Source organism: Lunatimonas sp. (genome assembly GCF_020832325.1).
Classification (GTDB): Bacteria; Bacteroidota; Bacteroidia; order Cytophagales; family Cyclobacteriaceae; genus Lunatimonas.
In genome coordinates this window covers 36,642-56,323 of record NZ_JAFIEU010000037.1, presented here as the reverse complement: position 1 = coordinate 56,323, position 19,682 = coordinate 36,642, and the positions used below count along the sequence as shown (strand labels likewise).

The window sequence follows — 19,682 nt, the reverse complement described above, 5'->3', positions numbered from 1 at the left end:
GGGTGAAGGTATCTGCGTGGTCGTGTAAAACGATATCGCCGGAATACCTATGAATGTAATTTAGGTAGTAGCCTGTGAAATAACCGCATAAGAAAAAATTGTATGAGTCGGTATGGGTTGAAAATCCTGTTAACAGCGGCAATAGCCCTGACGGTGGTTGTTAGGGCCATTCGGAGGGAGTCTGTCCTACCGTTTTCGGAGGAGGTGGAGGCGGCGCTTCCCGAGGAGATCGACTTTAACCTGCATATCAAGCCGATCTTGTCGGACCGCTGCTTTGCCTGCCACGGACCGGATGAGAACAAGCGGGAAGCAGGTCTTCGTCTGGACGAGGAAGCCTTTGCTTTGGCCGCATTTGGGGAGGGGAGGAGACAGTATGCCCTCGTGCCCGGCAAACCCCATAAAAGTGCCGTGTACCATCGGATAGTCTCCACCGATCCAGATCTGATCATGCCGCCGCCGGAATCGAACCTTGCCCTGTCCCCAATCGAAATTGCCCTGATCACCCGGTGGATTGAGCAGGGAGCGAAGTATAAGCCCCACTGGTCCTTTATCCCTCCCACCAAACCGGACCTTCCGCCTGATAGCCGCGAAGGTTGGGCGGCCAACCCCATTGACCGATTGGTTTACGCCAAGATGGTTCAAAAAGGACTGGAGCCTTCCATACAGGCTTCCAAAGAGACACTGATACGAAGGGTATCCTTTGACCTCATCGGCCTGCCGCCCTCCGTGGAGGAGGTGGACGATTTCTTGAGAGATACTTCCCCTGACGCCTACGAAAAGCTGGTAGACCGACTCTTGCAATCTCCCCATTATGGCGAGCGCATGGCCTCGGAATGGCTGGATCTGGCCCGGTATGCGGATTCCCACGGGTATCAGGACGATGGTATGCGGAATATGTGGCCCTGGCGGGACTGGGTCATCCGTTCCTTTAACGGCAACCTGCCCTACGACGAATTTATCACTTGGCAGCTGGCCGGAGACCTGCTGCCGTATGCTACAAGAGATCAAGTATTGGCCACCGGGTTTAACAGAAATCATCCCCAAAGCCAGGAAGGTGGAGTGATACCGGAAGAATACCGGGTAGAATATGTGGCGGACAGGGCCAATACGCTGGGCAAGGCCTTTCTGGGGCTGAGCACCGAATGTGCCCGCTGCCATGACCACAAATACGACCCGCTGTCCCAAAAGGAATATTTCCAGCTATATGCCTTTTTCAATAGCATAAAGGAAACCGGACAAGTGCCCTACATGGGCGAGCCAAGCCCTACCCTGATTCTCACCGACGACGAGGTGGAGGAAAAGCTCGCCTATATCCGCGAAAAAATCAACGAGCGGGAACGCGCGCTGGACCCCAGTCTGGACGAGTACAGAAAGGGATTTGAAAAATGGCTGACGGAAATACAGGCCAACCCACCTGCGCCAAAGGACATCCCAGGCCGAGTAGGACATTACCCCCTAGATGCCCCCGTCGATAATCAGTTCAAAAACCTGGCGAACCCTTCCAACCCCGCCAACATGGTAGTGATCCAAACGGATAAGGACCTACAGGTGGTGGCAGGGAAGTTCGGTAAAGCGGTTAAGCTGGTAGGGGACAGTTACGTAGACCTGGGCAACCAAATTGCCTATTTTGACCGCCATGAGCCATTTTCCATCAGCCTATGGTACCAAGCCTTGTCCGACAGCCTAAAAGGGCCGATTTTTTCCAAGACCGGCGGCTTTGCCAACGGTTTCCGTGGTTACGAATTATTGGCTGCGGGAGATGGTACCCTAAGAGGCCTGATCACCCATACCTGGCCCGCCAACGGCATCGAAGTACATACCCGTGATAAGATACCCGTGGGCGAATGGGTCCACCTGGCCATGGTGTATGATGGGTCCAGCAAAGCCGAAGGGCTGGAGATTTACCTCAATGGTCGGTTGGCGCCTACCGTAATCGAAACCGACAACCTACACAGAAGTATACTATCCTACGGCAGAGAAAAGCGAAGCATTGGTAGTCCGGGCAACCTGCAGATCGGAAAGCGGGGGACCAATTTTGCTGAAACGCTGGACCGATCCCTAGTAGATGAGTTCAGTGTATTTGACCGCAGGCTCTCGGCGTTGGAAGTCGAGGCCCTATATACCGCCTCGCATCCTGCTCCCGGCCTTGTTGCCCAAAGTAACGGTAAAGCGAAAGAACTATTTCAACACTACCTGCTGACTGTTGACGTGGACTACCGGACCCGGTACCGTGAGCTGACCCGTCTCAGGGGAGAGGAGAATGAACTCCTCAGTGCCCAGCCCGAGGTGATGGTGATGCAGGAGCGGCAACATCCACTTCCCACCTTTATTCTGGCCAGAGGGGCGTACGATGCGCCCACCGAAGAAGTGTTTCCGGGCACGCCCCGCGCTGTGATGGATTTTCCGGATGACCTTCCACCAAACCGGCTGGGTCTCGCCCAGTGGGTGGTCCACCAAGACAACCCACTGACTGCCAGGGTAGCGGTAAACCGGTACTGGCAGTTGATCTTTGGAAGGGGCATCGTGTCTACGGTGGATGATTTTGGCAATCAGGGAGCCTTCCCTTCCCATCCGGAACTACTGGACTGGCTGGCAGTCCACTTCATGGAGTCCGGGTGGAACGTCAAAGAGCTGTTGAAGTTGATGGTTACCTCGGCCACTTATAAGCAGACATCGGATTGGAGCGACGAGCTGCGGGAAAAAGATCCCGACAACGTTTGGCTTGCCCGGGGACCCAGCTACCGCCTTCCCGTAGAAATGATCCGAGACAATGCGCTTGCCGCAAGTGGCTTGCTGACCAGAGAAATAGGAGGAAGAAGCGTCAAGCCTTACCAGCCTAAAGGCCTGTGGAAGGAGCTGGCTACCGCCAATGTGCGGGAGTACGTCCAAGATACCGGCAGAAACCTATACCGACGCGGGCTCTATACGATCTGGAAGCGAAGTTCCCCGCCTCCGTCCATGATCAGCTTTGATGCATCCGACAAGTATACCTGCACGGTGGAGCGCCAAAAGACGAATACTCCCTTGCAGGCATTGGTATTGATGAACGATCCGCAGTACGTGGAGGCTGCCAGGGCGCTGGCCGAGCGGATGATCCGGGCGGATGCCGATCCTCAGAAGCAGATCGGCTTCGGATTCAAAGCCATGACCAGTCGAAGTCCCACCCAACGGGAACTGGGCGTGCTGGTGAGGCTATACGAAGCGGAGCTGGAGGACTTTAGGTCGGCACCGGATACCGCCGTTGGCCTACTCGGTGTGGGGGATTCTCCCAGAGATTCGAGCCTTCCCCCCGAGCAGGTGGCCGCCATGACCCTGGTAGCATCGACTTTGGTTAATTTCGATGAAGCCGTGTACAAACGCTGATACGTTCGGCCTACCGATCCGACAGCTATTGATCCGAAGAATATATAGAAACCTACCGCTACAGAAAATGAGCCTACTGCATCACCTACACATGGACCGCCGGCAGTTTTTGACAAAGACTAGCCTGGGATTGGGGGGCGTGGCCCTTGCCTCTCTGTTGACCCCGGGACGTCTGATGGGCATGCTGCCCTCGGAGACAAAGCAAGGGGAGGGCAGTTTGGGCGGCCTGCACCTGGTACCCAAGGCCAAGCGTGTAATCTATCTGTTCCAAAGTGGCGGCCCTTCCCAGATGGAGCTTTTCGACTACAAGCCCTTGCTGAACGAACGCTTTGGCCAGGAGCTTCCGGAGTCGATCCGTGCCGGGCAGCGCCTCACGGGCATGACCTCTAGCCAAAACTCATTTCCCCTGGCCGGGTCGGTATTTGACTTTGCCCAGCATGGACAGAGTGGTGCTTGGGTCAGCGAACTGATGCCCCACACAGCCAAGATTGTGGATGAGCTGTGTTTTATCAAATCCATGCATACGGAGGCGATCAACCACGATCCGGCGATTACCTTTTTTCAGTCCGGCTCCCAGCTCGGAGGCAGGCCCTCTATGGGCTCCTGGATCAGTTATGGGCTGGGCAGCGACAACAAAAATCTTCCCGATTTTACCGTACTGCTTTCCAAGGGTAGAGAGGGCGATCAGCCACTGTACGCCAAACTGTGGGGTGCCGGATTTTTGCCCTCTCTGCACCAGGGAGTTCAGTTTCGTGCCGGTAGGGATCCCGTATTGTACCTGAACGACCCGGATGGATTGAGCAAAGCCAGCCGCAGAAGGATGCTGGATGCCCTAAAAGAACTCCATGAACTCAAGTATGAGCAGGTGATGGATCCAGAAATCAATTCCCGCATCGCACAGTATGAGATGGCCTACCGCATGCAGGCATTCGTGCCGGAAACCATGGATATTTCCAAGGAGCCTGATTATATATACGACATGTATGGACCGGACTCCCGAACACCTGGGACCTTTGCTGCCAACTGCTTGTTGGCCAGACGGCTGGCTGAAAAAGACGTGAAATTCATTCAGCTCTATCATCAGGGATGGGATCAGCACGGCAATCTGCCGCGGGATATCCGCACCATGGCCAAGAGCGTGGATCAAGCCAGCGCAGCACTGCTGATGGATCTGAAGCAACGGGGATTACTGGAGGATACCTTGGTGATCTGGGGCGGGGAGTTCGGCCGCACCAATTATTCCCAAGGGAAATTGACCCGGGAAAACTACGGACGTGACCATCATCCCCGCTGCTTTACCATGTGGATGGCCGGTGGAGGTGTGAAGAAAGGTATCACTTACGGCGAAACCTGCGAGTTTGGATATAACATTGTCAGGAATCCCGTACATGTGCACGACTTCCAAGCAACCCTCCTCCATCTGTTGGGTGTAGACCACGAAAAACTGGTTTTCAAACACCAGGGAAGGCGCTTTAGGCTTACCGATGTCAGCGGCCACGTGGTGCGGGATATCATAGCCTGATAAGCTGTGAGAAGTAGATACACAGTCGGTACCTTGCTGTATAGTCTTCGCGACCGTCAGTTTTGCTAGCCTAGCGTTTCGCCATGTAGCATTTTCGCCAATTTTTAAAACCCAAGAAAATAGCCATGATTGTAATCCATACCTACACCACCGCCGTGATTATGGTGGTCATCACCATGCTCTGCTGGGGTTCCTGGGCCAATACCCAGAAGATGACTACCCATAAATGGCCCTTCCAGCTTTATTACTGGGATTACGCCTTGGGTGTATTGCTGCTAACCTTGTTACTCGCCTTTACCGCGGGAAGTATGGGAACCGAGGGCCGTCGTTTTTTGGCCGATCTACGGCAGGCAGAAACCATGGCCTTGGGCTCCGCTTTTTTGGGAGGAGTGGTCTTTAACATTGCCAATATCCTACTCGTGGCGGCGATTTCCATTGCAGGGATGGCGGTGGCATTTCCCATTGGCATTGGACTGGCATTGGTATTGGGCGTATTGATCAACTACATCGCCACCCCACTTGGAAACCCGTTGTTGCTATTTACAGGGGTGGCCATGGTGACCACGGCTATTGTGATCAATGCGCTAGCTTACCGTAAGATACCTGCCACTACCAAGGTTACTACGGTGAAAGGGGTGGTGATTTCTTTGATTGCAGGTTTCTTGATGGCATTTTTTTATCGGTTTGTTGCGGCGTCCATGGCGACAGACTTTGTGAGTCCTGAGGTTGGAAAACTCACTCCCTATACGGCTGCGGTGATCTTTGCCCTCGGTTTATTGGTTTCCAATTTCCTATGGAATACGATTTTTATGTACAAGCCACTCGCGGGCGAAAAGGTAACTTACACGGATTATCTGACCAAAGGCAATGCCCGACTGCATCTGATCGGTGTGTTGGGTGGGGTGATTTGGAGTATTGGCATGACCTTCAATATAATAGCGGCTGAGCAGGCAGGATTTGCCATTTCCTACGGGTTGGGACAAGGTGCCACGCTGGTAGCCGCCCTTTGGGGAGTGTTTATTTGGAAGGAATTTAAAGCAGCAAAGGGCGTCAATGGCCTCCTAACAGCCATGTTTCTTTTCTTTGTGGTGGGGTTGACATTGATTATCATTTCCAGAATCTATTAAAATAGGATCATGCAAGCAAAAATTCTAGTAATAGGCAGTTCGAATACCGATATGGTGATACAAGTCCCAAGGATCCCTGCCCCCGGAGAGACCATCCTAGGAAGCCATTTTTTCATTGTTGCCGGTGGCAAGGGGGCGAATCAGGCCGTTGCAGCGGCACGAACGGGAGCGAATGTTACCTTTGTCACCTGTGTGGCAGACGATGCCTTCGGAAGGCAAGCCATTGAAAACTACCGCAAAGACGGCATCCATACCGAATATATCAAGGTGCAGGCCGGAACCCACACGGGTGTGGCGCTGATCAATGTCTCTGACGAAGGGGAAAACAGTATCTCTGTTGCGTCAGGGGCAAACAATCACCTGTTGGCAGTGGACATGGAAGGTGTCGCGGACGCTTTTGACGGCGCCAAGATTGCATTGGCACAGCTCGAAACACCCATGGAAACCATTGAGATGCTAGCCCGGATGGCGGAATCCCGAGGGATACCCTTTATCCTGAATCCCGCACCGGCTGCCAATCTGTCGGATGGGTTGCTGCGAAAAATCAGTATATTGACCCCCAATGAAACCGAGGCGGCGTTACTTACCGGCAGAAAGGAAGTAAACGAAGCAGAAATTGCAGCCATTGGCGGGGAGCTGTTGGCCAAGGGAATCCAAACCGTTATCATCACCCTAGGCAGCAAAGGGGTTTACCTTTGCGATAAGGAGCACAGGGAAATGATTCCTGGGTATCCGGTTAAGGCGATTGACACCACGGCGGCAGGTGATGTATTTAATGGGGCCCTTGCCGCGGCGTTGGCGGCAGGACAGACCATGCGGGAGGCGATCGATTTTGCCCAAAGAGCTGCCGCGATCTCGGTAACCCGTCGGGGAGCACAGCCTTCTGCTCCGTTTTTCCACGAAGTCATCAATTTCCTCTTGTAGCCTGCAAGTTCTGGTAGACAGGGCTACTAGGTATCAGACAAATAAGAAGGCTATGTGCTAAATTCATACACTTATGCAAAAGATCACCGCATTTCTGGCTATGCTTCAGTTTTTTGGATGTTCCTCTCCTCAATCCGATCAAGCCAAGTTGTCCTACGTGCTGCCGGTTAAAATCATTCTAGATACCGATATGGGGTCTGATTGTGACGATGCCGGTGCTTTTGCGGTGCTGCACCGCTACGCAGATCTTGGTATGGCCGAGATTATCGGCTGTATCTTCAGTTCGGGCAAGGTTCCCTTCGGGGCGGGGATCGTGGAGGCGATCAATACCTACTATGGGCGACCGGATATTCCGATCGGCGCGTATCACGGCACCGATGTGGGCGATCCGGTGGATAAGATGACCGCGGAGAAGTTGGCTCGCGATACGGCAGCCTTTAAAAACCGGATCATCTACAACACCGATGCGGAGGAACAGACCCGCTTGAACAGGCGGCTGCTTGCCGTTCAGGAGGATCATAGCATCACGTATGTAACCATCGGGCATACCAAAGGCCTGTACGATCTACTGGTTTCAGAGCCGGATGATGTTTCTCCGCTTACAGGCTATGAATTGGTTAGTAGAAAGATTGACCGTTGGATAGCCATGGGCGGGGTGAATGCCAATAACGAGGTGCGGGAATATTTTCCGGACTGGAACCTATTTCGGAATGGTACCGCGGCATATTCGGCCTATTTGATTGCGAATTTCCCAAGGCCGGCCTTTTTTTCGGACGGAGGTTCTCAGGTGATGACCGGAAAGTCTCTACTCCAAACCCCCGGTGGAAATATTGTGCGGACAGTCTACCGGGACTGGCTTTGGAATATGTTTGGTCACACATTGACCGATCAGCGTCCTAGTTGGGACTTGATCGCGGTTTATTTTGCGGTGGAGGGAATGGGAGAATTTCTGAAAGACACCGGCACGGGGCGGATGGAGATAGCTATGGACAAGGGGGTACGTTGGATGCCGGACGATAGTGTCAATGATCGCACCTTGATCCAGCAGGTGGAGCATACGGATGAGCGTTTTGCAGCCTACCTCAACAACCTCTTGGGAGCTACGCCAAAACATTATCAGGAGTAGCAGGTAAGGTGTCGTTGGGGGTGGTTTAGATTAACAAAAGAGAAAAAACAAGATAAATAGATGAAGAAGATTTACCAGTTGACCACAACGTTATTTTTCATTGCCCAATGGAGCTTTGGCCAGGGTGATACCAAGCCCAACGTGCTGTTTATTATTTCGGATGACCTCACGAATACGGCCGTTTCTGCCTATGAAAATGCAGCCGGACACACACCGAACATTGACCAATTGGCGGCGGAGGGTACCCTTTTTACCCGAGCTTATTGCCAGTTTCCCGTGTGCGGACCCTCCCGGGCGTCTATGCTTTCGGGATACTACCCCCATGGGAGCGGGACCTTCGGATACGTGTCGGGCAGGGAACAAATAGGTCCGGATCGTCAGATGTGGCCGCAATTGTTTAAGGACAAGGGATATTATACCGCCCGGGTAAGCAAGATTTACCATATGGGCGTGCCGGGAGATATCGAGAAGGGTTCCGACGGTACCGACGACCCCGCATCGTGGACAGAACGGTTCAATAGTCAGGGACCGGAGTGGCTGGCGGAAGGAGAGAGTGAATTGGTGCAGAACAATCCTTTCGGCCTCAAACCCAAGCAAGGCGGAAATGTGATGACCATCGTGAAGGCTGAGGGGGATGATTTGGTACATTCGGATGGAAAGACGGCAGAGAAAGCATCCGAACTCATCCGGCTACACAAGGATCAGCCCTTTTTTCTGGCCGTAGGCTTTGTTCGTCCGCATGTACCCTTTGTGGCCCCCAAAGGCTATTTTGATCCCTTTCCGTATCAGGAAGTGGTACTGCCCCCCAAGGTAATCAACGACTGGGACGATATTCCGGAGCGGGGAATCAACTACGTCACCACCAAGCATGCCAAGATGTCGGAAGAGCAAGAGAAAAAAGCGGTGGCGGCCTACTATGCGTCGGTTTCCTATATGGATGCCCAGGTCGGCAAAGTACTGAAAACGCTGAAAGAAGAGGGACTGGAGGATAATACCATTGTAATATTCACCTCAGACCATGGATTCCATCTGGGAGAACATGGATTTTGGATGAAGGTGAGCTTGAGGGAAGAATCTGTCAGGGTGCCGTTAATCATCAAAATCCCCGGTCAACAACCGCAGGTTTGCCATTCTCTGGTGGAGCTGTTGGATCTATACCCCACGGTGGCCGAACTCGCAGGCTTGCCCACTCCGGAACACGTACAAGGGAAAAGCTTGGTAAAAACCCTAGAGAATCCGGAACATCAGGTCCGGGATATGGCGTTTTCGGTTTCCGTTAGGGGTCAGGGGCATTCCTTTTTGCTCCGATCGGAAAAGTGGGCCTATATCCAATACGATGAGGACGCCGGTGGAGGGATGGAGCTTTTTGACATGCAGCACGATTCCAAGCAATACAATAACCTAGCGTACCTTCCAAAATATCAGCCGATTGTAGCTTCCTTTCAAAAGGCTCTACGGGATAAGCTCGAAGAAGTGAGAAACAATGACCTCAGGTAAACGAATGTACCCAGACATTTTCCAATTAGATACCGATCCAATGAGGTCGTTGAAATGTTTCACTGCAATAGAATTTACGGGGGGTGTCTACCAATACCTCGGCAGCAGAATCGGTTTGTTGTTTGGTAAATTTTAAAAAGTCCTACTTTTTATTTCAGTTTTCTTTGGCAAAATAAGCATATATTTGAAAAGCACTCTTTGGTGGTGTTTCATTGGTACATTGAAGTAGACTCGTTATCAATCTCCCTTAGTTTATGAAAATAATCTGCTTATTCGGTTTGCTTTCGCTGTTTTTAGGTCACTTGGGTTTCGGTCAGCACAATGCCAAGCCGAATATCCTTTTGATTATTTCCGATGATCTGAATACGAAAATCGGTCCCTATATGAATGTGGACCAGTACACACCAAACCTCGATCGACTTGCTGGGGAGGGGATTCGCTTTTCCAGAGCCTTTAGTCAGTTTCCACTTTGTGGGCCGTCCAGGGCATCGCTGATGAGTGGACTATATCCGGAATCCAATGGTGTCGTTTCAAATAATGACCAGCCCGGCAGCTACCGCAAAGGGACGCCGGCTTTGGCAAATCACCCTTCAATGGTGGGCTTTTTTCGTGAGCGGGGGTATTTCACAGCCCGCGTATCTAAAATCTATCACATGGGTGTTCCCGGTGGTATAGAACGGGGTGAGCCGGGAGGCGACGAGCCTGACTCTTGGGATTATGCCTACAATGTCATGGGACCTGAAACCATGAGTCAGGGGAGTATGGAGCTGTTGTCTCCGAAGAATAAACACTATGGCTCTAATTTCGCCCAGATGGTTCTGGCAGACAGTTTGGCCGGGACGCAGACCGATTACCTAGCGGCAAGTCAAGCGATCGCTATTCTGGAAAACCGCGCAGGAAAGATCCCGGAGGGCGCCACCAATATGCAGCGTATCAAGCGGGACGAGCCTTTCTTTTTAGCGGTGGGTTTTGTTCGTCCCCATGTCCCCTTTATCGCGCCTCAGAGCAGCTTTGCCCGTCATCGCCCAGAGGATGTAACATTACCCACCTACGTGGTCGGCGATAATGTACCTGCACAGGCATTGACGAGGCAAAATGAGAAGGTCTGGGGCATGGATGAGCTTCAGCAGAAAAAGACTGTTGCAGCCTATATGGCCAGTGTGCGGTTTATGGATCAACAAGTAGGACGCTTGTTGGACGCCTTGGACCGACTAAATTTGAAAGAAAAAACCATCGTCATCTTCATGTCGGACCATGGATATAACTTGGGCGAGCATGGAAGTTGGTCCAAAACGAGTCTTTGGGAGGGAACCGTTGCCGCGCCCCTGATCATCTCAGTACCCGGAGAAGATTTCGAAGGTGCTCGTGGCAGTACCTATTCAGGGATTACCGAGCTCATTGATCTTTATCCTACTTTGGTCGATCTAGGCGGGTTTGCGGGACAACAACCGGGTATCCTTCAGGGCCAAAGTCTCGCCGCGATACTGCAAGGGATGCGTCCCGAAAAGCAGAAAGATCACGCCTATTCCATCACCGTTGGTGGAGGAGCAACTGTTCGGACAAGCGAATGGCGATACACACGCTGGGGAGAGGAAGCGGAGGGTACCAATGAGGAACTGTATCATCACGTGACCGATCCGGAGGAGCATGTCAATTTGGTTGATAAACCGGAAATGCAGCAAGAAGTTGCCGCATTGAGACGAATCTTTGAAGCCGTGCGCACGGATGCCCGAAGCGGACCGAAACATCTGTTATAAGGCTCCTTTTCTGCTAACCACGTAGGTGGCTATGCTGCGTGCTTCCGATTAGTTAGTACATTTGATGTCAATAAGGCTATAAACTCCGATTCCTATGCTAGTCCGAATTTTGCTTAGTTGTTTATTTCTGTTTTTCCTCACGTCTTCTTTTTCACAGGATGTAAACAGACCCAACATCATCCTGATCATGGCAGATGATATGGGGTACGAGTGCTTGGGAAGCTATGGAAGTGCCGCATACCATACTCCCAATTTGGATCGTATGGCAGAGGATGGCGTCCGGTTCGAGCATTGTTACTCTCAGCCATTATGCACACCGTCACGGGTTAAGATCATGACGGGGAAATACAATTTCCGAAACTACATGGCCTTTGGATACCTCGATCCAGAAGAAAAAACCTTCGGAAACCTCCTACAGGATGCCGGATACAGCACCTGTGTGGCAGGTAAATGGCAACTCAACGGCATATCAGGCGGAAAGCTGCCGGGTTGGGACGATACCAGCCGTCCCCATCATTTCGGCTTCGACGAATATTGCCTGTGGCAATTGCACAATACCCGCGCAGAGGGTGAACGATATGCCGACCCGCTGCTGGTTCGAAATGGGCAGGCCCTGCCAAGAGATGCTAATGGGTACGGCTCGAAGGTTATTTCTGATTTTATCCTAGACTTTATAGACCGGAAAAAGGACCGCCCCTTCTTTGTGTATTACCCCATGAATTTGGTTCACGACCCCTTTGTTCCGACACCGGATAGCAGGGATTGGGCTGATCCGGACAAGCGCCACCTACAGGATACCAGTTATTTTAAAGACATGGTGGCCTATACGGATAAAATCATAGGCAAAATCATGGATAAACTGGAAGAAACCGGAGTGGCAGACAATACTTTGGTGATCTTTACCGGAGATAATGGCACCCATGTGAACATTTATTCGAAGATGAAGGATGGCCGCGTGATAAAGGGTGACAAAGGGAATATGACAGACGGCGGGACCAGAGTGCCACTGATAGCCTATTGGAAAGGCCACTCATTGAGTGGGGTGGTGAACAGTGATCTGGTTGATTTCAGTGATTTTTTGCCCACCTTGGCAGAGGCAGCGGGTATTGCCTTAACCGACTTGCAGCAGTTGGATGGTCGGAGTTTCTTGCCTCAGGTATTGGGTAAACCAGCAAACCCCAAATCCCATATTTACATGTATTACAACCCCAAGTGGGGCCGTTTTTCCAACGGGGTCTTTGTTAGAAATCAGCGGTACAAGCTATACGACGACGGTCGCTTTTTTGATATCGAAGCCGATGTACTCGAACAGCATCCACAATACCTGGCGGATCTTACGGGAGAGCTTCTCGAAGTAGCCGTTAGTTTTCAGCGGGTTATGGAGGAAATTCATTGAATCTTACGTCTTGGTTCTTACGTCCTACATCTCCGAAATATGCCTTCGTCGAGATTAAAATGATTTATGCTATGCGATGTAGGTGGAAATATGCGTTCGTCGATATGTTGGGTTGGGTTAAGGATGCTAGTTTCGTGATGTCCGATGAGGTTTTTTGAGTCCTGGCGGTTTGCTGCTGGGTGTAGTGTTTACTATACCCAAAGAGATTTCTCCGGTACCGGTGCAGACTCGTGCATTATGCTTTGTTTTATCTCCAATTTCACATATTCTATCCACTATCTATTCCCAAATTTTTCCGTTTTCGTCGATTTGAAACTCCAGCCTTTCCCGACCTTTTTCCATCCGGACGGCAAAAACTGTGGTGCTACCTTCTTTTCTGGCACTTACCCTGGTAATGGCATGATCTGGATACCGGTTTTGAAGGATCCGATGTAGGTGATCCGGCAAAGGGTCTTGGTAGGGGATCGTGTTAGCAAAACGCCTTTCAGGGATCGCTTCGGATTTCCGCTCCGTAAAGATATTTGTGCCATCGGCTTGCTTCTTCAGATCGAAGGCATCGTACAGTTCGCCAACTGCTGTGTAGGATTCGAAACTTAACTTATCTCCCGCGATACGAATAACCTGAAACAGTTGGGTGTTTTCCGCAGCATGATCCCGATCCGCTTCGTAATCGTTCCACCCGTTCTCTTTTAGTTCGTACATCTTTCCACCACTCACCGAAACGACGTATACGGTACCTGTTTTATCGCGGGCATTGACTCCGTCCAACACGTTGTCACCGGGTGATACTCGGCCCCGGGCATAGGTGTGATCGTGGCCCTGTAAGGCCAGGTCTACCTTATACTTGTCAAATAATGGTTTCCATGCCTCCCGAAGACGTGTATTATCCCTTCCTTCGGATGCAGAGAATAAGGGGTGGTGATACGTGACGATCGTCCATTTTTGTGGGTTATTAGCGAGGATTTCTTCCAGCCAAGGGATTTGCTCGGCTTGCATCACATTGCTATTTAGGGAAATAATCCGGGCATTTTGGTAGTCTGTATAGTACACCGTCTCGGCTAGTTCGTCGACCCCTTCAGGTCCATTTTCCGGAAAGGTGAATTGTGGCCTCCAATGAACCGACAGCCTGCGGTCCGCATCTGGTCCGTCCCACTCGGGGATGCTGCGGTATTCGTGGTTTCCAGGGGTAGAGATGGAGGGTACCATGCTGTGAATAAATCCTCCCGCGGTAAACCATTCGTGCCATTCCTGATCCCGGTGGGTGGTATTTACCAGGTCGCCGGCATGGATGATAAACTTGGCATCGGGAGCTTTTCTATACCCTTCCCGAATCAGCCTAGCCCAAAGCTCTAAGATGTAGTTTTGTGCGTCACCCACATATAAAAATGCGAAGGGTTCGTCCTTGTCATCGGAGGCAGTGCTGAATTGGATCCATTCACTCCAAGTCGCACCATCTCCTACCCGATAGGCGTAGGTGGTAGCCGGATGCAGGTCCGTGAAGGTCACGGAATGGTAATGGGCCTTCACCCGCGCCAATTCTACCGTGGACGCATCGAATAATTCTGTCTTAGCAGGAATTGTCTTTGCATTTCGCCAGAAGGTAGGTGCTGCATCAGCCACTGCAATTTCGGCAAAGGTCGTACTAATTGTGGTATCGGTTCGCCAGGTAACGCTTGCCTGACTTGCTGCATCCTCCCCAAAGTTTAAGACAATCCGGTCCGGATAATCTGAGGGTTTGCTCCAGGCTTCGCGAAAGGTAGGAGCTTTGTATACGCGGTACTCCTGCGCTACACTCCATTGGAAGGCGGCTAGTAGGGAGAGGGTTACAAGTAGTTTTTTCATGTAGTAAGGTACGAAAAATAGTTGGTTGTTTTGTATTTGCCGAATAGCCCCAAAGTTACGAATCCGAGGTTATGCGTAGGTTAAGAAATTGGTAAGGGATGATGAAGTATTCACAAGATACCTCCCTTCTGGCAGATGCACTTTGTAAAATATGCCGATTTCAACAGGTCGATAGCATTGAGAATGCAACCATTAGGCAATGCAGATGAGCGTAACGAGTTATACCCTACCTTTGCCGCATTTCCTCTGAATTGGGCGTGATTTTATTCAGTAACTACGATCAACTTTTTTAAAAAAATCAAAGGTTTGAGATATAAAACCTAAAAATATTTCTTTTGTGACCAGGGTTTTTTATTTTTGATTCCATCAACCAACCTAACATATCTATCATGAATGCTTTTTATCACAAAATTGTCTCCCTAGTAGCTATGGGGACTTTGGCACTGTTCACAGCAGCCTGCTCTGGGTCAGGTAGCGAAGGAAGTGCGAAAAAACTGCCCCGCGTGGCAATCGCTGGATTGGCCATTGAGTCAAGCACCTTTTCTCCTGCGGTAACCCATGAAGATGCCTTTCAAGCACGGGTAGGGGAGGAGATTTTCTCTTATTACCCTTTTATGGCGCCCGACTCAGCCAATCGCCAACGGGCCCAGTGGTTTCCAACCTTTCGGGGCCATGCCATTCCGGGTGGCATTGTGTCCCGGGAAGCTTACGAGTCCATGGTTAGCAAAACCCTGGATATGCTAAAGGAAAACCTGCCCTATGATGGATTGTTTTTTGACATTCACGGTGCGATGAGCGTACAAGGTTTGGACGACCCGGAAGGTGACTTGATAACCCGTATCCGGGAAGTTGTCGGCAAGGAGACCCTGATCTCTACGTCCATGGACCTGCACGGAAACGTTACCCGCGAACTCGCAGGGCATTCAGACATTATTACTTGTTACCGCATGGCACCCCACGAAGATGCGTTGGAATCCAAAAAGAGGGCAATGGATAACTTACTTGACCGGTTAGAGAGTGGTAAGGGAAAGCCGGCCTATAAGGCATGGATCCCCGTGCCCATCTTGTTGCCCGGTGAAAAAACCAGTACCCGCGTGGAGCCAGGTAAGAGCCTCTATGCCAAGGTGTATCCGGCAGCTGAAAGGGATGGCGTGATCGACGCTGCTATTTGGATAGGCTATGCGTGGGCTGACGAGCCCCGCAATCAAGGAGTAGTGATGGTCACCGGAGATGACAAAGCAGTAGTAACCACTACCGCCGAGGAACTGGCACGTGCATTCTGGGAGGTGCGCAATGAGTTTGACTTTATAGCACCTACGGCAACTTTGAAAGAGGCATTGGACCAAGCGGTGAAAAGCGATAAAAAGCCCTTTATGATCAGTGATATGGGCGATAACCCGACGGCCGGAGGTGCAGGTGACGTAACCTGGACCATGCACGAGATCCTAAAGCGTCCGGAGTTTAAGCAGGAATCCGGACCTACGCTGATCTATGCCTCGCTGCCGGGCCCGGAATTCGTAGAAGCTGCGGTACAGGCTGGTGTGGGAAATAGGGTTTCGGCGAAGGCCGGGGCGGCGGTGGATGACCGCTTTGCTCCTCCCGTACTGCTGGAGGGTACCGTCCTTGCCATCGAGCACGGAGACCGAAATGCGGAGACAGAGGTGGTGATAAAAGTGGGCAGTGCCCATGTGATAGTCACCAAAAAGCGAAAACCCTATCACCGGGAGTCAGACTTTACCAGGTTAGGCCTCAATCCCCGGGAAGCGGATATTGTGGTAGTGAAAATTGGATACTTGGTACCTGAACTGTACGATATGCGGGCAGACTGGATTATGGCGCTGACGCCTGGAGGCGTGGATCAGGACTTGGATCGACTGGAATACAGGCGGATCAATCGACCTATGTTTCCCTTTGATAGGGACATGGCAGACCCGGATCTGCGGGCAGTACTTATTCCACTCTCCCATGAAATGTAATGGATGAGCAAATTGGGGCAGTCCTGAGCAATCAGAGACTGCCTTTTTTTTGGATGAAGGTACAGGCAGCTGACGTTTTTTGCTGTTTTTTAGGTCAATTGGCCGTTCAATCAATGCTGGTTGAATCCGTCGAATGAAATACTTTTTCGGATTCATCCCTGCTAATGACCACTTGTCCCATTCTTTTGCTTCGTACGTGTGCACGCCCATTTTTTGAGCATGTATTTTGCAGTGGCTGGTTTTGAATTGAGGGTTTATTTACTTACTTTGTTTCCGTTAATTTGAGATTGTTCAAACCAATACTAGTCGAATTGCCTCAATCCCTTATGAAAATCATTACTACCAGATGGAAAGCTCTTGTTTCCGTTGCAGTCTTCCTTTGGCTGTTTGTTTGGATTGCGTATTCTGTCTCTTTTGAAGATAAGCACAAGTTCCTTCCGGCTTTCGTATTGGGAGAGGAGGTAGACTTCAATACCCATATCCGGCCAATCTTTAATAAGAAATGCATAGCCTGTCACGGTGGAGTAAAGAAATCAGGCGGATTCAGTCTGCTATTTGAGGAAGAAGCCTTGGAAGTAAATGAGTCTGGAGAACGGGCCATTGTTCCCGGAAGTGTGCGCAAAAGTGAGTTGATCAAGCGCATCAGACACCACGATCCGGAGTTACGAATGCCGTTGGAGAGTGACCCATTGGATGAGGAGGAAATCGACCTGTTAACCCGTTGGATCAATCAGGGTGCTAAATGGAAGGATCACTGGGCATATATTCCTCCCCAGCCTAAGGAGGTGCCAAATATTTCCTCCCCTTGGATCCAAAACGACATCGATCGCTTTGTTCTTGCCAAGTTGGACCGGGAAAAGCTGTTGCCCAATCCAATGGCGGACCGCTTTACCCTGCTGCGCAGGATCAGTTTAGACTTGTCAGGATTGCCACCTACCCTGGAAGAGACTACGGCATTCTTAGAAGACGACTCACCGGAGGCCTATGAGCGCGTAGTGGATAGGCTATTGGCATCCCCTGCTTATGGGGAACGTTGGGCCGCCATGTGGATGGATTTAGCTCGCTATGCCGATTCCAAAGGATACGAATCCGACCGACACCGAAGTATTTGGAAATACAGGGACTGGCTCATAAGGGCATTAAACACTAACAAGCCATTTGACCAGTTTGTAACCGAGCAACTTGCGGGAGACCTTCTCCCCACCCCAACCGATGAGCTATATATTGCCACGGCGTTTCATCGTAACTCGATGAATAATGACGAGGGTGGCACTGACAATGAGGAATTCCGCGTTGCAGCACTAATCGATCGGGTCAACACCACGTGGTCTGTACTTCAGGGGACTACCATGGAATGTGTGCAATGCCACAGCCATCCTTATGATCCCATTCGTCACGAAGACTTTTATCGTTCCATCGCATTTTTTAATCAAAGTGCGGATGCGGATATTCCGAGTGAGGCCCCGGTCCTAATCCAATACAAAGAAGAAGAAGATGAAGCAAAACTCGACGCCATAAAGAAGTGGGTCGGCGAAAAGACAGATTCTTCGGTAGCAAATAGCAAGGTCGACTACTTCGAAAAGCTGATTCGAATCGGCGAACCCAAAATACATCCCCACTATGTCGAACAGATTGAAAAGGGTCTGCCGGTATTGGGCACCTCCACCTTTAAAGTGGCGGATAGTGTGTATTCCCGTATCAAAGACCTCCCTTTAACCGGAAAGGATCGGCTAATGCTTCGGTACCGTGCGGACAAGAGCATGGGTAACATGGAACTGCGCCTTGATTCGAAAGACGGAGAGTTGATCGGCACCCTTCCCATAGAGCGCAAGTTCCGTACGGAATACGATAAAAAAGAGAAGAAGAATAAAGAATATACCCTGTACCAAACGGTCTCCTTTCCTGTGGACCCGACAGTCGGCAAGCGGGATCTATACTTGGTGATCAATGGTCCCGAGGGTTCGGGGTGTATCATTGAATGGATGGTATTTCATGAGTCATTGCCTGGCGAAGGTAGCGATGGGTACGAGGAAGTCGCTAGCACCTTATATGACCTACTAAATAGCACCAAGCCAAAGGTTACCACTCCCATCATGGTGGATCTACCGGAAAGCCATCGGAGGGCGTCCCATGTCTTTGAGAAAGGGAATTGGCTGGTTAGAGGGAAGGAAGTTTCTCCCGGTGTCCCGGAAAAATGGAACTCCTTCGAATCTTATCCAAGTAACCGCCTGGGACTGGCACAGTGGCTGGTTTCCACAGATAACCCACTTTCTGCAAGGGTGTTGGTAAACAGGATTTGGGAGCAATTGTTTGGGTTGGGAATTGTCGAGACATTAGAGGATTTCGGTTCCCAAGGGTTTGCTCCTACCCACCCCGAGCTGTTGGACTGGCTAGCACTTCAATTCATGCACGAACATGACTGGCAACTCAAACCATTGATCAAGCAATTGGTCATGTCGGCCACCTACCGGCAATCCTCTCACATGCGGGAGGACCTGGAAACCAGGGATCCGAACAATTACCTGCTGGCGAGGGGACCACGTACCCGGTTAACGGCCGAACAGGTTCGTGACCAAGCATTGGCCGTCAGTGGTCTGCTAAGCTCCAAGATGTACGGGCCCAGTGTCATGCCCGAGCAGCCCGATGGAATCTGGCAGGTCGTGTACAGCGGGGGCGAAAAATGGACAACCAGCAAAGGCGAAGACAAGTACCGAAGGGCACTTTATACCTTTTGGAGAAGGACCAGTCCCTACCCCTCGTTTATTACCTTCGACGCTCCCAGCCGTGAATTCTGCCTGCCGAGGCGGATAGATACCAATACGCCTTTGCAGGCCTTGGTGGGATTAAACGATCCAGTGTATTTGGAAACCTCGCTGTTTTTAGCCAAGCGGGTATTGGAGGGGTCGCAAGCAGGAGCCGCCCCTGCTGATAAGCTGTCTTTGATGTATAGCTTTGCCATGCTGCGGGGCATTGATCCGGAAAAGCTGGAAGCACTGGAAAAATTATATGCGGAAACTCAGGTATACTTTGACAACGACCCGGAAGCCATTTGCCAGTTCACGGGAGAAGAGGACAAGGAATTGGCGGTATTGACGGTCATGGCGAATGTGATCATGAACCTGGACGAATTTGTGATGAAATCTTAATGAAAA

11 protein-coding genes are annotated in these 19,682 nt (G+C 51.0%); 10 read left to right on the top strand and 1 reads right to left on the bottom strand.

The window, feature by feature from the left end; all coding sequences use genetic code 11:
• The first annotated feature begins 102 nt into the window (after window positions 1–102).
• The 8 genes from JJU34_RS13275 to JJU34_RS13240 all read left to right on the top strand — a co-directional run bounded on the left by JJU34_RS13275 (window position 103) and on the right by JJU34_RS13240 (window position 12,712).
• On the top strand, window positions 103–3,363 hold the full coding sequence (locus JJU34_RS13275; RefSeq protein ID WP_228692864.1) for a DUF1553 domain-containing protein: 3,261 nt from the start codon (window positions 103–105) through the stop codon (window positions 3,361–3,363).
• Window positions 3,364–3,430: 67 nt separating this feature from the next.
• On the top strand, window positions 3,431–4,885 hold the full coding sequence (locus tag JJU34_RS13270; protein ID WP_228692863.1) for a DUF1501 domain-containing protein: 1,455 nt from the start codon (window positions 3,431–3,433) through the stop codon (window positions 4,883–4,885).
• A gap of 125 nt (window positions 4,886–5,010) precedes the next feature.
• Window positions 5,011–6,012 carry a GRP family sugar transporter gene (locus tag JJU34_RS13265; protein WP_228692862.1) on the top strand — a complete coding sequence of 334 codons (1,002 nt, stop codon included), beginning with the start codon at window positions 5,011–5,013 and terminating at the stop codon, window positions 6,010–6,012.
• 9 nt (window positions 6,013–6,021) lie between these two features.
• Complete coding sequence (gene rbsK / locus JJU34_RS13260) at window positions 6,022–6,936, top strand: ribokinase (protein WP_228692861.1); 915 nt, start codon at window positions 6,022–6,024, stop codon at window positions 6,934–6,936.
• A gap of 73 nt (window positions 6,937–7,009) precedes the next feature.
• Window positions 7,010–8,062 carry a nucleoside hydrolase gene (locus tag JJU34_RS13255; RefSeq protein ID WP_228692860.1) on the top strand — a complete coding sequence of 351 codons (1,053 nt, stop codon included), beginning with the start codon at window positions 7,010–7,012 and terminating at the stop codon, window positions 8,060–8,062.
• A 60-nt stretch (window positions 8,063–8,122) separates the two neighbouring features.
• On the top strand, window positions 8,123–9,559 hold the full coding sequence (locus tag JJU34_RS13250) for a sulfatase (protein ID WP_228692859.1): 1,437 nt from the start codon (window positions 8,123–8,125) through the stop codon (window positions 9,557–9,559).
• Between the two features lie 254 nt (window positions 9,560–9,813).
• A complete protein-coding gene (locus JJU34_RS13245) occupies window positions 9,814–11,316 on the top strand; it encodes a sulfatase (protein WP_228692858.1) in 1,503 nt (500 codons plus the stop codon).
• A 94-nt stretch (window positions 11,317–11,410) separates the two neighbouring features.
• Window positions 11,411–12,712 carry a sulfatase-like hydrolase/transferase gene (locus tag JJU34_RS13240; protein ID WP_228692857.1) on the top strand — a complete coding sequence of 434 codons (1,302 nt, stop codon included), beginning with the start codon at window positions 11,411–11,413 and terminating at the stop codon, window positions 12,710–12,712.
• 279 nt (window positions 12,713–12,991) lie between these two features.
• Here the strand turns inward: JJU34_RS13240 and JJU34_RS13235 are convergent, their stop codons facing one another.
• A complete protein-coding gene (locus JJU34_RS13235) occupies window positions 12,992–14,554 on the bottom strand; it encodes a metallophosphoesterase family protein (protein WP_228692856.1) in 1,563 nt (520 codons plus the stop codon).
• A 428-nt stretch (window positions 14,555–14,982) separates the two neighbouring features.
• Here JJU34_RS13235 and JJU34_RS13230 point away from each other — a divergent pair, with 428 nt between their 5' ends.
• On the top strand, window positions 14,983–16,530 hold the full coding sequence (locus JJU34_RS13230; RefSeq protein WP_301005374.1) for a M81 family metallopeptidase: 1,548 nt from the start codon (window positions 14,983–14,985) through the stop codon (window positions 16,528–16,530).
• A 326-nt stretch (window positions 16,531–16,856) separates the two neighbouring features.
• Window positions 16,857–19,676: a DUF1553 domain-containing protein gene (locus JJU34_RS13225; RefSeq protein ID WP_228692854.1), complete on the top strand. Its 2,820-nt coding sequence runs from the start codon at window positions 16,857–16,859 to the stop codon at window positions 19,674–19,676.
• Window positions 19,677–19,682: the final 6 nt, after the last annotated feature.

What these genes read in the sequence shown, in the direction of transcription:
- JJU34_RS13275 (WP_228692864.1), top strand. Translation starts at nt 103, where the DNA reads ATGAGTCGGTATGGGTTGAAAATCCTGTTAACAGCGGCAATAGCCCTG.
- JJU34_RS13270 (WP_228692863.1), top strand. Translation starts at nt 3,431, where the DNA reads ATGAGCCTACTGCATCACCTACACATGGACCGCCGGCAGTTTTTGACA.
- JJU34_RS13265 (WP_228692862.1), top strand. Translation starts at nt 5,011, where the DNA reads ATGATTGTAATCCATACCTACACCACCGCCGTGATTATGGTGGTCATC.
- rbsK (WP_228692861.1), top strand. Translation starts at nt 6,022, where the DNA reads ATGCAAGCAAAAATTCTAGTAATAGGCAGTTCGAATACCGATATGGTG.
- JJU34_RS13255 (WP_228692860.1), top strand. Translation starts at nt 7,010, where the DNA reads ATGCAAAAGATCACCGCATTTCTGGCTATGCTTCAGTTTTTTGGATGT.
- JJU34_RS13250 (WP_228692859.1), top strand. Translation starts at nt 8,123, where the DNA reads ATGAAGAAGATTTACCAGTTGACCACAACGTTATTTTTCATTGCCCAA.
- JJU34_RS13245 (WP_228692858.1), top strand. Translation starts at nt 9,814, where the DNA reads ATGAAAATAATCTGCTTATTCGGTTTGCTTTCGCTGTTTTTAGGTCAC.
- JJU34_RS13240 (WP_228692857.1), top strand. Translation starts at nt 11,411, where the DNA reads ATGCTAGTCCGAATTTTGCTTAGTTGTTTATTTCTGTTTTTCCTCACG.
- JJU34_RS13235 (WP_228692856.1), bottom strand. Translation starts at nt 14,554, where the DNA reads ATGAAAAAACTACTTGTAACCCTCTCCCTACTAGCCGCCTTCCAATGG.
- JJU34_RS13230 (WP_301005374.1), top strand. Translation starts at nt 14,983, where the DNA reads ATGGGGACTTTGGCACTGTTCACAGCAGCCTGCTCTGGGTCAGGTAGC.
- JJU34_RS13225 (WP_228692854.1), top strand. Translation starts at nt 16,857, where the DNA reads ATGAAAATCATTACTACCAGATGGAAAGCTCTTGTTTCCGTTGCAGTC.